Origin of the sequence: Nocardia sp. 2TAF39 (genome assembly GCF_052114905.1) — a bacterium.
Lineage (GTDB): Bacteria > Actinomycetota > Actinomycetes > Mycobacteriales > Mycobacteriaceae > Nocardia.
This window is the reverse complement of record NZ_JBFRFQ010000076.1, coordinates 1-16,075: the sequence shown is the minus strand read 5'-3', so window position 1 is coordinate 16,075 and position 16,075 is coordinate 1. Positions and strand designations below refer to the sequence as shown.

Annotated in this window: 10 protein-coding genes; 3 read left to right on the top strand and 7 right to left on the bottom strand. The window is 67.3% G+C overall.

The annotated features are described in order from the left end of the window. Window positions 1–1,181: 1,181 nt before the first annotated feature. Complete coding sequence (locus AB4Z47_RS29420) at window positions 1,182–2,177, bottom strand: stage II sporulation protein M (protein WP_441955761.1); 996 nt, start codon at window positions 2,175–2,177, stop codon at window positions 1,182–1,184. 43 nt (window positions 2,178–2,220) lie between these two features. On the opposite strand from AB4Z47_RS29420, the gene AB4Z47_RS29415 reads away from it, so the two are divergent. Further along, window positions 2,221–3,021, top strand: coding sequence for an RDD family protein (locus tag AB4Z47_RS29415; RefSeq protein WP_441955759.1), 801 nt, complete (start codon window positions 2,221–2,223; stop codon window positions 3,019–3,021). 146 nt (window positions 3,022–3,167) lie between these two features. Here the strand turns inward: AB4Z47_RS29415 and AB4Z47_RS29410 are convergent, their stop codons facing one another. From AB4Z47_RS29410 to AB4Z47_RS29385, 6 genes are all read right to left on the bottom strand, one after another. After that, window positions 3,168–4,463 (bottom strand): DUF58 domain-containing protein, encoded by a 1,296-nt coding sequence (locus AB4Z47_RS29410; protein ID WP_441955757.1) that lies wholly within the window; start codon window positions 4,461–4,463, stop codon window positions 3,168–3,170. 2 nt (window positions 4,464–4,465) lie between these two features. Further along, the gene (locus AB4Z47_RS29405; RefSeq protein WP_441955755.1) at window positions 4,466–5,449 is read right to left on the bottom strand and encodes an AAA family ATPase; all 984 of its coding nucleotides are present in this window, start codon (window positions 5,447–5,449) and stop codon (window positions 4,466–4,468) included. A 65-nt stretch (window positions 5,450–5,514) separates the two neighbouring features. Further along, window positions 5,515–6,585, bottom strand: coding sequence for a DUF4129 domain-containing protein (locus AB4Z47_RS29400; protein WP_441955753.1), 1,071 nt, complete (start codon window positions 6,583–6,585; stop codon window positions 5,515–5,517). A 79-nt stretch (window positions 6,586–6,664) separates the two neighbouring features. Then, window positions 6,665–7,537, bottom strand: a complete 873-nt coding sequence (locus AB4Z47_RS29395; protein WP_441955751.1) for a hypothetical protein — start codon at window positions 7,535–7,537, stop codon at window positions 6,665–6,667. A 16-nt stretch (window positions 7,538–7,553) separates the two neighbouring features. Then, window positions 7,554–7,958 (bottom strand): TetR/AcrR family transcriptional regulator, encoded by a 405-nt coding sequence (locus AB4Z47_RS29390; RefSeq protein WP_441955749.1) that lies wholly within the window; start codon window positions 7,956–7,958, stop codon window positions 7,554–7,556. A 104-nt stretch (window positions 7,959–8,062) separates the two neighbouring features. Continuing rightward, a complete protein-coding gene (locus AB4Z47_RS29385; protein WP_441955747.1) occupies window positions 8,063–9,760 on the bottom strand; it encodes a DUF4407 domain-containing protein in 1,698 nt (565 codons plus the stop codon). Window positions 9,761–9,975: 215 nt separating this feature from the next. Between AB4Z47_RS29385 and AB4Z47_RS29380 the strand changes: the two genes are divergently transcribed. Together AB4Z47_RS29380 and gltB are read left to right on the top strand one after the other, a co-directional pair. Next, the gene (locus tag AB4Z47_RS29380) at window positions 9,976–10,551 is read left to right on the top strand and encodes a chorismate mutase (protein WP_441955745.1); all 576 of its coding nucleotides are present in this window, start codon (window positions 9,976–9,978) and stop codon (window positions 10,549–10,551) included. 746 nt (window positions 10,552–11,297) lie between these two features. Then, window positions 11,298–15,950 carry a glutamate synthase large subunit gene (gene gltB, locus AB4Z47_RS29375; RefSeq protein WP_441955743.1) on the top strand — a complete coding sequence of 1,551 codons (4,653 nt, stop codon included), beginning with the start codon at window positions 11,298–11,300 and terminating at the stop codon, window positions 15,948–15,950. Window positions 15,951–16,075 lie beyond the last annotated feature (125 nt).

The window sequence follows — 16,075 nt, the reverse complement described above, 5'->3', positions numbered from 1 at the left end:
CATCGCGGCCCACTCGCTGTCGTAATCATCTCGATGCTCGACAACCAGCCGGACAGCCTTGGCCTTGGTCGCTTCGTCGTACTTCGCTGGCATGGTGTGCCCATCCTCCTCAAGAAAGAAGGTGAGCACCAAACCCGGGGCGATTCAGACTGGCGGAGGAAGCGTTCATGGGCTGGGGGATGGCTGTGGATCAAAACTGTTGGTGCAACTGCGGTTCCTGGGGATTGCGGAGGAGTTGGGGGCTGTGGATATCGCGTGGTCGATCGCGGCACCGTCAATTGATGCACAAGTGTGGTGGTCGTTGTGCACAGCGGTGGAGTTCGATGCGTGCACAGCTGTGGACAGTGCCGAACCGGCCGAGCGAACACGTCGCCGTCGGCCGCCTGAAGCGCGGGGCGGGTGCAAGCCGCCGACGAAATCGATCGAGGGTTTGTCGGCAGGCCTTCCGGCGCGTGACAAGGTGTGACGTGGATCTCGTGAACCTGTGCCGCGGTGTCGATTTCGCGGGGTTCGCCGGGGTTCACAGAGGCGGTGAGGCGAAGATCACACACCTGATTATGGTTGCGGTCGAGGTGCTGACACCCGCCGTTCAGGTGGCTGCGGCTGGAGCATTTCGTCACCGGTAATTCTTGATCTTGACAAGACGTAAGCATGGCAACAGCGCGTTTCGCTGAGTGTGCATCTTGTTTATTGAACTATAAACAAACCTTGGGTCGCTTTTATCCGTGCAACAGTCAGCAATCGTCATCACTCCCAGGTGAACATGCAGGTGAATGCGCAAAACGGCTACCATAGAATGGTCTATCTAACCGGTGTAGCTAATGCGCTGGAAAAAGCCTGATCGCCCCCTCTTGGCGCTGGCGCGGGGGCGTATCGATGGTTTCGTCAGAGCATCGCCTGCCCGCCCGGGCGGTGGCCGCGGCTAAGGCCTCGGGTTAGCTGGCTATGGGAATAACGAAGTGTCATCAGCGTTTGCTGGCCCGCTGCTTTATACGCTTGACCTCGGCGGGGAGGGTTGCGTAGGGATAACGGTTGTGTAGAGTTGACGGTAACGCTGGCCGCAGCTCGAGCCCGACTCGCTGCGGCCAGCGGAACTCAACTGGGGACATCGAAACCGATCCGTGACCTTGCGCTGCTGCCGATTGGCCAACCATCTTCAGCCATAGTGTGCTGATTGTTCGCTAGGGGTTGCCCGCAGACAAATCGCTCGGCTGGTCAGTGGTGCGCCGGACCTGTTCCAGAACCACACTGCGCCCGATCCCGAACACATAGACCAGGAACAACACCTCGGCGGTGAAGCCGATCGCGATGCGGATCACCGCAGGCAGCGGACTCGGCGTCACGAAACCCTCGATGAAGCCACACACCAGCAACACACCAACCAACCCGAGCGCCACCGTCGCGGTCGCCCGACCCTGCCGGGCCACCGCCTCCACCCGGCTCAGCCGACCCGGATCGATCAGTGTCCAACCGAGTTTCAGTCCGGCGCCGCCTGCGACGAACACCGCCGTCAGCTCCAGCGTGCCGTGCGGCAGGATGAAACCGAAGAACGAATCCAGCCGCCCCGCATCGGCCATCAACCCCGCGGTGACGCCCAAATTCAGTGCGTTCATGAACAGCAGGTAGAGGGCGGGAAGGATCAACACGCCCGTGAACAAGGCCATCGCAGTCACCCAGGCATTGTTTGTCCACACCTGTGCCGCGAATGCGCCTTGGGGATGCTCCGAGTAGTACGTCTCGAACGCGCCGCCGGGCGCGGTGAGGTTCGCCGTATCATCCGAAATGCCGAGAGCCGTACGCGCCGAATCGAACCGGTCTACCCAGACAGCCAGACTCGCCGACACGAGCAGAAACACCGCGGCCGCGCCAACCCACCACGGCCACGCCCGGTATAGGGCCGCAGGGAAACGGTGGGTGAAGAAGCTGCCGATCTCCTGCCAGGTATCCGCGCTCGTCCCGAGCACGCGGCCGCGCGCACGGGTGAGCAGCGCGCTCAGACCGGCGATCAGCGCCGGGTCAGGGCTGTGCGACTGCAAACGCGCGAGCTGCTGGGACGTGCGCCGGTAGAGCATGACGAGCTCGTCCGCCTCCGCGCCGGTCAACTTGTTCCGCTTGGACAGGTAGTCGAGCCGCTCCCACGCCCGCCGGTGCGCCAAGCTGTACGCGTCCACGTCCATTCGGTTGCCTCCCACTACCGCCGGTCGGAAGAATGCTATCGAGATGGCTGAGTTCACAACCGGCGAAGCGGTGGCCCTGGAGCTGCCGATCGCGCGGATCCCCACCAGGGCCACCGCGTTTCTGATCGACGTGATTGTCCAGTTCGCACTCGGGTGCGCCTCCATGTTCGTGATCGCGACGGTACTGCTGCCCACGGGTGTGGATTCAGCTTGGCTGGATGTGGCCGTACTGGTCACCATCGTCAGCGTCCTGGTCGGCTACCCGGTGGCCTGTGAGACCGCTTGGCGTGGGCGGACGCTGGGCAAGCTACTGCTCGGGCTGCGCGTGGTGCGAGCGGACGGCGGGCCCATCGACTTCCGGCACGCGCTCACCCGCGGCCTCGCTGGAGCCGTTGTCGACTTCTGGATGCTCGGCGGGTTCGGCACAATCGCGGTACTCACCTCGCTGTGCTCGCCCAACGCGCGGCGGGTCGGCGACGTGCTCGCGGGCACCGTGGTGGTGCACGCGCAGCGGGCGCTGCCGCCACCCGCGCTCGCGGTCGCGCCGCCGTGGCTGACGGGCTGGAGCGCACAGCTCGACTTGTCCGGGCTGCCGGAGGATCTGGCGCTGGCGGTGCGGCAGTATCTGGTGCGGTTCCGGGCGCTGACCCCCGCCGCACAACACAACTTGGGCACCGCTCTCGTGGCAGAGGTGTGCAGGCGGGTGCGGGTCGCGCCGCCGACCGGCTATCCGCCGCTGCAGATTCTCGGCGCGATCGTCGCCGAGCGACAGCGTCGTGCCCTGCCGCCGCCGATGTTTCCATCGTTCCCGCCGCCGCTTCCAGTCCCGCTGCGAACGAATTAGTGATCGTCGATCTCGCGCAGGAATCCGTCCAGTCGCACGCGGCGTGATCGAGGACCCCGGAACGAATTCCCGGCCAACCGCTCATCGGCGCTCGCGCCGGATGCCTGGACAATGCTGTCGGATGGCCGAGGGGGTGCGCGGGTCGACTACATAGCGCCGGACTGCTTGAGCTCCAGGTATTCGTCCGCAAGGGCCTCGGGCAGGCGCTCCGGGGGAGCGGCGACGACCGCGATCCCGCGGCGGCGCAGGGATTCCTGGACCAAGGCACGTTCGGCAAGCACGGATTCGGCGGTGGCGGCGGCGTAGAGGTCGGCGAGGGTGTCGCGACGGGCGGCGGCCGCGGCGACATCCGGGTCGGTGACCGAGACGATGAGAACCCGATGACGCTGCGCGAGAACGGGCAATACCGGAAGCAGGTTCTCCTCGACCGCTGCGCCGTCGAGAACGGTGAACCACACGACCAGGCTACGGCGGCGCGTCCGCTGGATTGCGGCGCGCACCAGCCCAGAGCTGTCGGTGTCGACGAGGGCAGGGGTGACCCCCGCCATCGCGTGCATCAGCTTCAGCTGCAAGCCCTTCCCGCCGGCACCGCGCACCTCGGCGCGCGGCTGCCGGTCGAAGGCGAGCAGGTCCACCGAGTCGCCTGCGGCGGCCGCGAGCCCACCGAGCAGCAGGGCCGCCTCGATGCTCGCGTCCAGGCGGGTGCCCTCGCCGACCCGGCCTGCGCTGATCCGCCCGGTATCCAGCAGCATCAGCATGTGCCGGTTGCGTTCCGGGCGCCAGGTACGGACCAGCACGTCGGTGGCGCGGGCAGTGGCCCGCCAGTCGATGGCGCGCACGTCGTCACCCGCGACGTACTCGCGAAAGGAGTCGAACTCGCTGCCCTGCCCGCGCAGGTCGGTCAGGTTGCGGCCTTCGAGATGCTGCAGCCGTGCGACTTTCGAACGAAGCAGCCGTTCGCTGCGGAACACGGGCAGCGCGCGCACGCGGGCGGGCACGCGGTGCCTGGTCTGCCTGCCCGCCAACCCGAGCGGGCCGAGCAGCCGCACGGTGACCTGACCCGCGACCCGGTCGCCGCGGTAGGTCGGGCTGAGCGTGGTACGAATCCGGACCTTGGTGCCCGGCGCAAGGTCCACCCGGTGCGTCCGGTTCCGGGCGCGCACGCTGTCGGGCCAGTCGTCCCACAGCGTTCCACGCAGCACCCGTGCGCCGGTGTTCACCGCGACGAGTTCCACCTCGACGGAGCGCCCGAGCCGCACCACGGTCAGCGGTTCTCTGGACAACACCAGATCCCGCGCTCGGCCTACCGCGCCGAGATCGAGAAGCAGCGCTGCGGCCAGCGCGCAGGTCAACACGACGACGGACAGCAAGGACGGCAGGACAATGGTGACGAACAGGGCCGCGACTCCCGCCGCGGCGGCAAGCCGACCGGTGACGACCACGGCTACACCGGAACCGGAACCGACAGCAGCAGCGCCGCCATCACACCCTCGGCGGTCACCCCGTCCAGCTCCGCTTCCGGTCGCAGATGCAGGCGATGCCGGAGCACGGCGACCGAGACGGCTTTCACGTCGTCCGGCGTGACGAACCCGCGGCCGTTCAGCCAGGCGAACGCGCGGGAGGCTGCCATCAGCGCCGTGGCGCCTCGGGTCGACGCACCGTGCTGCACGGCTGCGGAGGTGCGGGTGGCCCGGCACACGTCGACGGTATATGCGAGTACCTCAGGGGTGATCGTCACGTGCGTGACGGCGGCGCGGGCTGCGGCGATGTGCGCCCGGCCCGCCACCGGACGCAATCCGGCGGCGACCAGATCGCGCGGATCGAAACCTGCGGCATGCCGCTGCAGGATGCGGAATTCGTCGTCGCGGCCGGGCAGGTGGATGTCGACCTTGAACAGGAATCGATCCAGCTGCGCCTCCGGCAGCGGGTAGGTGCCCTCCTGCTCGATCGGGTTCTGCGTGGCGACAACTACGAACGGATCGGGCAGCGCCCTGGGCTTTCCGTCCACTGAGACCTGCCGCTCCTCCATCGATTCCAGCAAAGCCGACTGGGTTTTCGGTGGCGTACGGTTGATCTCGTCGGCCAGCAGCAAGTTGGTGAACACCGGGCCGCGCCGGAAGGTGAATTCCGCCGAGTGCGGATCGTAGATCTGCGAACCGGTGACGTCGCCGGGCATCAGGTCCGGGGTGAACTGGACGCGCGCGTGTTCCAGATCCAGTGCCGTGGCCAGCGCCCGCACCAGCAGGGTCTTGGCAACGCCGGGAACACCTTCGAGGAGGACATGGCCGCGGCACAGCAGCGCGAGCACCAGGTACATGATCGCGTTGTCGTTACCGACCACCGCCTTACCGATCTCGGCGCGCAGGGCATTGAGCGCGGCGCCCGCTTCCTCCGCCGTCGTGGTGTGGTTGGTCTCGGTGCTGGTCATCCGACCTCCTGTGTTCTGCGGGTGTTCTCGCACCCCGATGGTCGGATGAGCGTCGCGAGCCTGTCTCATCCGACCTCCGATTCGATCCGTTCGAGTCGCGCGGCGACTATCCGCATGGTTCCCGTGTCGGGGACCGGGCCGAACAGGGCGGCGGCGATGTGGTCGGGATCGGTCCCGGTGCGCGCGGCGATGACGGCGACGATCCGGTCCGGTGGGGTGTCGGCGGTGACGCCGAGCGGTGTCCGGATGCGACGCAGGGTCGCCGCGCGCAGTTTCGCGGCGACGTAGTCGTGGTCCCTCGATCGCCGGTACAACGCGGCCTGTCCGGCGAGCAGCTCGTTTGCCGCGACCTCGACCGGGCGTGGCTCACGTACCAGTGCGCCCCGCCGACGTGCCCGCCACCACACCACCAATGCGGCGGCGATGAGGAACTGCAAGCCGCCGAAGAAGACCGGTGCGGGCAGCCGCTCCCAGATCGGGTCATCACCCGCGCCGAAGCCGGGGCCGTCGTATGCGCCGTTCGGAGGAACGTCCGGAGGAACCTTCGGTGGTGGCGGGGCCGTCGGCGCCCCACAGGACTGCAGCGCGCCGTAGAGCAGCAGCAGTAATGCGGCTGTCGCGGCCAAGCCCGCCCAGAATCTGGGGTCGCGCAATAGATTCGGCAGTGGCGGAAGTCGGCGCCTGGTCCGCTGCGCTTGCTCCACCGCGTCGATCTCGGGGGGTTCTGGTGCGGGCGGCGGCGCGGCTGCGGAGAACCGGTCGGCGTATTCGAGCCTGCGATATTCGTCTTCGGTCGCCCGGCGTCCGCCGTAGACGACCTCATCGAAACTATATGCGGCGGGGTGCAATTCGGTGGCGACCTCGAGCGGCAGCGCGGTTGTCACGTCATCGGCGGTCTCCCGCGCCGTCCGTGAGCGTCGCACTTCCAGTACGCCACGCTGTTCGAGGCCACGCAGCACCGCGCGGAAGCGTTCGCGCAGCGCGCTGTCGAAATCGCGGCGCTGTGCTGCCGATTCGGCGGCGGCTCGATGGTCGGCGGCGGCGCCGAGCCGAGGGGCGCCGGGTGCCTGGTCGTTCGTCGCATCGGTGCCCTTGGTCAGCGCGACCTGCCGCTCCGCGTCCGCACGCTCCGTCATGACTCCACCGCGCTGGCGCTCGGCTTCGTCATGACCGAGCGATGCTCGGCTGTGCCCATAGTTCGCTCGCTACGCTTGCTCATCGCGCATCCTGACCGGGGATGCGGATGTCCAATCCCTCCCTGCGGCAGCGACGATCGATGTAGCACACTACGCGCGAAGATGCCTCGACCACCTCGCTGAACGCGGTGAGCAGCAGCACGGCCCCAGTGCTCAGCACGATCACCGGCCACCGATGGGTGCCGGAGAAGTCCGTGAGGAACCACGGGATGCCCAGCAGCGGAACCGCGAGCAGCCCGAACAAGGCACGCTGGATTGTCCACAGTCCGACCGTCGGCCAATCCGCTCCCTCGACAAGCAGTCTCGAACGCTCGACGGCCTCGCGGTGCGAGGTGCGCTCCACGAACAGCACCGGGACCGCGGCCCAGCGGCGCGCCCGTAGCCATCCGAGCCAAACCAACGCCAGCGGCAGCGTGACGATCAGCACGCCGCACACTGCGATCACGCCGACACCCACCAGCGTGAACAACACCTGGAACTTCAGTAGCGAACCGAACGCCGCACGGAACCGGCCCAGCGGGGTGCGCAAGCCGACCGGCGTCCCTGTCACGGTCGCCAGGCCGATCGCCACCGTCGCCCCGCGCAGCACGAACCGCAACAGCCACGCACAGGCCGTCGTCGACAGGATCGCCGCCCATGCGGTGCCCGCGTCGGAGCCGTCGGTCAGCGCGGAGCCACCCGCGGTCACCGCGATGACCATGGCCTCGGCGGCGAGCAGGCCCGCCGCGCTCAACCCGGCCAAGGCGCGGATGTTCGCCTGGATGAGCGCGAACGGCACATCCAGCAGTTCGCGGAAGGTCAGCGGTCGGATCGGCACCGTCGTTTCAGAGGACCCCGGTACCGGATCTGTTCCCGCCCCGACGGCACCGGCCGGGTCGGCGGCTGGTCGCACGGGCCGAGTGTAACCGTCAGCGCTCGAGCAGGCGGTCCACAACGTGCCGGTAGCGGGCCGGGTCGATCGGCGGCAGGCCGAGCAGCGCGCGCAGATATACGCCGCCGACCAGTCGGATGAGGTCGGCCCGGACCGGGTCGGTGACCTCGTCGTCCAGGCCGTCGGACCAGGAGTTCATCATCTCGGCCAGCGCCTGCTGCACCTCGTCGGGTTCGGGGGTGGCGTCGATGGTGCGGATGGTCGCGAGGATGGACCGGTACAACTCGAGTTCGACCGCGTCCACGGCGTTGTCGGGGCTCGGCGTCTGCAGGTACCACTCGGCCACCGAGCCCCCGTGCCCGACCACGTCATCCAGTTGCTTGTCAGCACGCTCGGCCAGCCTGCGAACCAGGCCGGCGAGCAGTGCGTCCTTGCAAGGCATTCGTCTCGGGCATCCACATCGCGGCTGTCGGCACGACCTCGATCCTGCTGCTCGGCGCGGTGGTGGCGTTTCGATTGCGCAGCGTCGGCGGCTGAAGAGCGGGGTCAGCGGCCGGGCGGCAGCTCGCGTCGGTCGTCGCCGGGCAGTTCGGGATTCCGTCGGCCGGGCAGTTCGTCCCTGCGGGCGGCGGTCGGCAGTCCATAGCCTGCCGCGCCGGTCGGCGGGAGCGAGGAATAGCGCGGCGGCGGGTAGTCGGCATCGACGACGGCGGAGGCGACGCGCTGAGCGTGCAAGACCTCGGGGGTCCCCGGTAGTTGGTAGCCGACCGGAGCACCCACGGACTGACCGTGCGAGTCCTGCGCGTCGATGGTGACCTTGTGGGTGCGGCGCAGGGTGAAGGTGATCTCCTCGACCTCTTCGAACGCCTGGCGCGCGGTGCGCAGCGGGTGCGTCGCGGTGTCGATCGCATTGGCGACGAACGACGGAACAAGCGGCCGGATGAAGCGCGCGGCAGTGTCGGTGAACGGCACGGTGCCGATCAGCGGGAGCTCGAGGCCCCCGCGGGTCTCGGGCACGGCGGGCACCGCCGCCGCGGCGGCAGGGGCCGGTAGGTTCGGCGTCGCGATTCGCTTTTCAGACACGGAACTGTCCTTTCGATCGTCAGCCGGTGCGGCTGGAAGTTCGAGGCGGCGCGGCGGTTCGGTGATACCGATCTCGATGCCGCCGATGGCCGCGACGATGCGGGTGCGCTGACGTTCCCGGTCGATGGCCGTGTCCGCCTCGACGGCGAGCCGGGCGGCGGTGAGTTGCTGTTCCGCGCGCAGTGTCTCGGCTTCGGCGCGCACCTCGGCCTGTTTGACTGCGATAGCCGCGTCGGCGTCGCGTTCGGCGCGGTCGTGCACGGTGCGCGCCGCGTTGTGCCGGTCGAACGACGTCTCGCCGCGCCACCAGCGCAACACCAGCGGCAGCAGGGCCAGCACGACCAATGCCACGATGGTCAGAACGCGCAGCGGTAGCGCGTCGCGCACCGTGTAGTCGTTCATCGCCTGCCAGCGTGCGCCGAGGCCGCGGTCGGCGCCGTCGACGGCTGCGGTCCGTGCGCTGGCGACCGCGTTCGCGTCGTCGGCGATCCGCCGGTCGACCGCGTCCACCCGGCCCTGGGCCGTGGCGAGCTGCCTGCGTGCGTCATCGAGCATGTCGTTGGCGGTCTGCGCCTCGGGGCCGCGGCCGGGGACGCCGGTGATTCTGGTCTGCGGGCACTCCGGCGTCGGGTTGTACTCGCAGCGTGCGATCACCAGCGCGCGGTCGATATCGGCCTGCGTCTTGGTGATCGACTGGTCCAGCGCGGCCCGGTCGGCCTTTGCCTGCTCCAGTTCGGTCTGCGCGGCGACGACCAGGGGCGCCGAATCGACCGATCGCTGGGCCTTCTCGTCCAGCAGTCGGTCGACAGTGGCGCCGAAGAGCACGACCGCGGCCATTTCAGCGATCAATCCGCCCGCCAGCACCGCGATCGTGATCCGCGCGATCAGTCCGAGCCGATCCGGTCCTCCGCTCGGCCGTGCGGTCGCGAGGGACCGCGCGACCGTGCCCGTCAGCGCCACGACCACCAAGGCCGCCGCGAGGATGGCCCACAGCGGCCAGGTTTCGGTCGAGGCCAGGGCGAGGGCGGTAACCGCACCGGACACCGCTGCGAACAACAGGACCACAGCGCCGGTGACGGCGTAACCGGCACGCTCGTGGCGGTCGGTGATTGCGCTGCTCTGACCCCCGCCGAGCCAGGTGAACAAGCCGGTGACGGTCATCGGAATGCACATCCTCTACGTCGCTTTCGCGGGCGCGGCGAAACTGTCACGGATTCGTTGTGACAGCGTGACAGGCCGAGATCCGACATACCGAGCAGGGGCGGTCGGATGTGTCCAGGCTCACAGGTCACTGTACGTCCTGAGGCGGTGGAGGGATTGTGCTTACTCTGGCGCGGCGATTCGTTTCCGCACGAGCGATCCCAGGAGACCCCGACATGCGCAGAGTCGTGCTGACGATCCTGGCGGCGGCCCTGCTTGTGTGGCCCGCCAGCGCGAGTGCGTCCCCAGGCGACGACACGATGGACCGGTTGGTCGCGCTGGTGGTCGAGCGGCTGGACACTGCCGACGCGGTAGCCGCCGCGAAGTGGGCGGCGGCGAACGAACGCGGCATCGCGCCGACCATCGACGATCCGGCCCGCGAGGCCGAGGTCTACGACGCGATGGGCCGGTTCGGCAATAGCCGCGACTTGCCGGAGAACTGGGTGCGGCAGGTGTTTTTCGGGCAGATCGAAGCAAACAAGACGGTGCAGCGCGGGCTTATGGTGCGATGGCGCTTCGACCCCGCCGCAGCGCCGAGTACCCCCGCCGGCCTCGTGTCCGTCCGCCCGATCATCGACCGGGTGAACATCGAGATCCTCGACCAGTTGGCCGCGCACCGGGCCGAGCTGACCGCGCCGGATTGCGCGGAACGGTTGGCGCGCAGCGTCTTCGGAGTGTTCGCCGCGGGCAGGAGCGACGCGCTGCATCAGGCCGCTCTGGTACGCGCCGCGGCTTCCCTCTGTCCGGCCTAGGCGGTTTCCCGCCACGTGACGGGGCGGGTCGGATCAATGCTCCATCGGATGTGACCAACTCCACTCCGGGCCATTTGCTAAAAGTGTGCTGAAAGCCACAGGCGGCGAAAGAGGCCGAACGGTCGGATCGAATTCCCGGCATGTCACACCTTGTCGGAAATATCTCATCCGCCTGATCGTCGAGTTAGCCGCCGTCGGGTGGTTTGCCGTTGCCCGGGCCGGGGAAATCCTTTTCGATGCAGGTGAGGGCGGGTCCTGACCTTCTCGCTTGGTTTCGGCCCGCTTTCGCGCGCCTGTTTCACCAGGCTGGCATCGAGTGCCATGGGATCGATCAAGCGGTACTCGCTGCTTTACACTGGACGACGCGCACACGTGGAGGACCGCATTGAAGAAGCCCAGCTAGACCGGGTTATTAGCGCAACCTTAGTTGGTTGGGCACCGGACCTGACTTATCGTTTGCTCTTACGCCGAACACAGAATGTCCGGCGACATCGCCCGCTCGGGCAGCCCTAGCCGGTGCTAAGCGTAGCGGGCGAGACTTCGCGCGGAGGTAAGGATCTTGTTAGGGATCTGTAACCGACGAGCACCCACTACGTCGCAGAAGCGGGTGGAACAACTGCAGACCTGACTGCACGCCGAAGACCATCAGCGCGGCTGGCTTCGGAACGTACGGGCGCAGTCTTGTACGGAGGCGTTCGACGAAGGGCCGTTTTTCTTCGAAGGCCGACTTTCTTGAAGGCAGAGGCATGACGCAACTTCCTGGCCACAGGTCCCCTGGACCCATCGGGCTCTACGACCCGGCGAACGAGCACGACGCCTGCGGCGTCGCATTCGTCGTCGATATGCACGGCCGACGCAGCCGTGACATCGTCGACAAGGCTATTACGGCTCTGTTGAACTTAGAGCATCGTGGTGCCGCGGGCGCCGAACCCAACAGTGGTGACGGCGCGGGCATCCTGCTCCAGATTCCGGACCGCTTCTTCCGCGCCATCGTGGACTTCGAGTTGCCACCGGAGGGCTCCTACGCCTCCGGTATCGCCTTCCTGCCACAGGCCCGTCGCGAAGCCGCGCGCGCCGCATACGGTGTGGAGAAGATCGTCAAGGAAGAGGGCCTCGTGGTCCTCGGATGGCGTGAGGTGCCGATCGACGACTCGTCGCTCGGCGCACTGTCGCGGGACGCAATGCCGACGTTCCGCCAGATCTTCATCGCCTCGCCGACCAGCGCTGCCGAGCAGTTGACGGGGATGGACCTGGAGCGTCGCGCCTACGTCGTGCGCAAGCGGGTCGAGCACGAACTGGGGTCGGCCGGTGCTGGTGAGGGCGCGGTCGGCAAGGAATCGGTCTACTTCCCGAGCCTGTCCGGGCAGACCTTCGTCTACAAGGGCATGTTCACCACGCCGCAGCTGCGCGCGTTCTACTTGGACCTGCAGGACTCCCGGGTGGAGAGCGCCCTCGGCATCGTGCACTCCCGGTTCTCCACCAACACCTTCCCGTCCTGGCCGCTCGCACACCCGTTCCGGCGGGTGGCGCACAACGGTGAGATCAACACGGTCACCGGCAACGAGAACTGGATGCGCGCCCGTGAAGCGCTGCTGCGCAGCGACGTCTTCGGGATCGACTCCGCGGGCAAGAACCGGCTGGAGAAGGTCTTCCCCGTCTGTACCCCGGGGGCAAGCGACACTGCCCGGTTCGACGAGGTGCTGGAACTGCTGCATCTCGGCGGCCGCAGCTTGCCCCATGCCGTGCTGATGATGATTCCCGAGGCATGGGAACGCAACGACACCATGGACCCGCAGCGGCGGGCTTTCTACGAGTACCACTCGATGCTGATGGAGCCGTGGGACGGCCCCGCATCGGTGTGCTTCACCGACGGCACGGTCGTCGGCGCCGTGCTGGACCGCAACGGCCTGCGCCCGAGCCGCGTCTGGGTGACCGATGACGGTCTGGTCGTGATGGCCTCCGAGGTGGGCGTGCTCGACATCGACCCGTCGAAGGTGGTCAGGAAGGCTCGATTGCAGCCGGGCCGCATGTTCCTGGTCGACACGGCACAGGGTCGGATCGTGGGTGACGAGGAGATCAAGTCCCAGCTTGCCCGCGAGCACCCGTACCAGGAGTGGCTGGACGCGGGTGTGTCCCGCCTCGCCGACCTGCCCGACCGGCCACATGTGCACATGTCGCACGACCGCGTGCTGATCCGCCAGCAGATCTTCGGATACACCACCGAGGAGCTGAACCTGCTGATCTCGCCGATGGCCAAGACCGGCCTCGAAGCGCTGGGCTCGATGGGCACCGACACCCCGATCGCGGTGCTCTCCTCTCGCCCACGCCTGCTGTTCGACTACTTCTCCCAGCTGTTCGCGCAGGTCACCAACCCGCCGCTGGACGCGATCCGGGAAGAGGTCGTCACCAGCCTGAAGCGTAACATCGGCCCGGAGGCAGACCTGCTGCACCCGGGACCGGAGTCCTGCAACCAGATCGCCCTCGAGGGACCGATCCTGGACAACGACGAGCTGGCCAAGCTCGTGCACATCAACGATGACGGCTCGCACCCGGAGCTGCGCTCGGTGGTCGTACGCGGCCTGTACCCGGTGCAAAAGGGTGGCAAGGGCCTGCGCAAGGCGCTCGAGGCGATCAACACCCAGGTGTCGGCCGCCATCGATGGCGGAGCGCGGATCGTCGTGCTGTCCGACCGCGAGTCCAACGAGAAACTGGCGCCGATCCCGTCGCTCCTGCTGACCTCCTCGGTGCACCACCACTTGGTGCGCGAACGCACGCGGACGATGGTCGGCCTTGTCGTGGAGGCCGGTGACGCCCGCGAGGTGCACCACATGGCGACCCTGGTCGGCTTCGGTGCGGCCGCGATCAACCCCTACATGGCCTTCGAGACCATCGAGGACATGCTCGAACGCGGCGCACTCGAGTTACCTGGCAGCACCGGCGACCTCGCCGCCGACTACCGCAAGGCCGTTGCGAACTACAACAAGGCCGCGGGCAAGGGCGTGCTGAAGGTGATGTCCAAGATGGGCATCTCCACCCTGGCCTCCTACAACGGCGCGCAGCTTTTCCAAGTGATCGGTCTGTCGCAGGAGCTGGTGGACGAATACTTCACCGGCCTGCGCTCGCACCTGAACGGCGTCGACCTGGACGACCTCGCGGCCGACGTCGCTGAGCGGCACCGGGTCGCGTTCCTGGAGAACCGCAACGAGCGCGCGCACCGCGAGCTCGAGGTCGGCGGTGAATACCAGTGGCGGCGCGAGGGGGAATACCACCTGTTCAACCCGGACACGGTGTTCAAGTTGCAACACGCCACCCGCTCCGGCCAGTACCCGATCTTCAAGGAGTACACCAAGCTGGTCGACGACCAGTCCGAGCGGCTCGCCTCGCTGCGCGGTCTGTTCAAGTTCAAGGACAGGGCACGCAGCCCGATCTCGATCGACGAGGTCGAGTCCGCCGCCGAAATCGTGAAGCGGTTCTCGACCGGTGCGATGAGCTACGGCTCCATCTCGGCCGAGGCGCACGAGACCCTGGCGATCGCGATGAACCGCTTGGGCGGACGATCGAATTCGGGTGAGGGCGGCGAGTCGCCGGCCCGCTACGAGCCGGAGGAGAACGGCGACTGGCGGCGCAGCGCGATCAAGCAGGTGGCCTCCGGCCGCTTCGGCGTGACCGCGCACTACCTGACCAACTGCACCGACATCCAGATCAAGATGGCGCAGGGCGCGAAGCCTGGTGAGGGCGGACAGCTTCCGGCGCACAAGGTGTACCCGTGGGTCGCCGAGGTACGGCACTCCACGCCGGGCGTCGGCCTGATCTCGCCGCCGCCGCACCACGACATCTACTCGATCGAAGATCTGGCGCAGCTGATCCACGACCTGAAGAACGCGAACCCGCAGGCACGGATTCACGTGAAACTTGTCGCGGAGCCGGGCGTAGGCACCGTCGCCGCAGGTGTCTCCAAGGCGCACGCGGACGTCGTGCTGATCTCGGGCCACGACGGAGGCACCGGTGCGTCGCCGCTGACCTCGCTCAAGCACGCGGGTGGTCCCTGGGAGCTCGGTCTGGCCGAGACCCAGCAGACGTTGCTGCTCAACGGACTTCGCGACCGGATCGTTGTACAAGTCGACGGCCAGATGAAGACCGGCCGCGACGTGATGATCGCCGCGCTGCTCGGTGCCGAGGAGTACGGCTTCGCCACCGCGCCCCTGGTGGTTTCGGGCTGCATCATGATGCGTGTCTGCCACCTGGACACCTGTCCCGTCGGTGTCGCGACGCAGAACCCGCTGCTGCGGGAACGCTTCACCGGTAAGCCGGAATTCGTCGAGAACTTCTTTCTGTTCGTTGCCGAAGAGGTCCGCGAACTGCTGGCGCAGCTGGGCTTCCGCACGCTGGCCGAGGCCATCGGCCGGGTCGACCTGCTCGACACCTCCAGGGCCAAGCAGCATTGGAAGGCAAGCAAGCTGGACCTCTCGCCGATCCTCGACGACGTCGAGACGGCGTTCATGTCGCAGGATCGCCACTGCACCAAGTCCCAGGACCACGGCCTGGACAAGGCGCTGGACCAACAGCTGATCTCGCAGAGCCGGGACGCGCTGGAGCGGGGCCGGGCGGTGAAGTTCGAAACCAAGATCACGAACGTGAACCGCACCGTCGGCACCATGCTCGGCCACGAGGTGACCAAGCTGTACGGTGGTGCGGGCCTCCCCGACGACACCATCGACATCACGTTCACCGGATCGGCGGGCAACAGCTTCGGCGCCTTCGTCCCCGCGGGTATCACGCTGCGAGTACAGGGTGACGCGAACGACTACGTCGGTAAGGGTCTTTCCGGCGGCCACCTCGTGGTGCGCCCGTCGCTGGACGCGCCCGCGGAGTTCATCGCGGAGCAGAACATCATCGCGGGCAACGTGATCCTGTTCGGCGCCACCAGTGGCCAGGCGTTCATCAACGGTGTGGTCGGCGAGCGGTTCGCCGTGCGCAACTCCGGCGCCACCGCAGTGGTCGAGGGCGTCGGAGACCACGGTTGTGAATACATGACCGGAGGTCGCGTAGTCATCCTCGGCGAGACCGGCCGCAACTTCGGCGCCGGTATGTCCGGCGGTGTCGCGTTCGTCTTCGACCCGAACGGCACTTTCGAGGCGAAGCTCAACCCTGAGCAGGCCGACGCGGTCGAGCAGCTGTCCGGTGACGATTTCACCTGGTTGCACGACATCATCACCCAGCACCGTGACCAGACGGGTTCCGCTGCCGCCGAACGCATTCTGAGCGATTGGTCGCAGCAGGTGAACCATTTCATCAAGGTCATGCCGCGCGAATACAAGAAAGTTTTGCTCGCCATCTCCGAAGCTGAGAAGAGCGGCAAGGACGTGGACGAGGCGATTATGGAGGCGGCCCGTGGCTGATCAGAGAGTTCTAGGGATGACGTGGACGAGGCGCTGTGACTATTCAGGGGCGGCCCGTGGCTGATCAGAGAGTTCTAGGGATGACGTGGACGAGGCGCTGTGACTATTCAGGGGCGGCCCGTGGC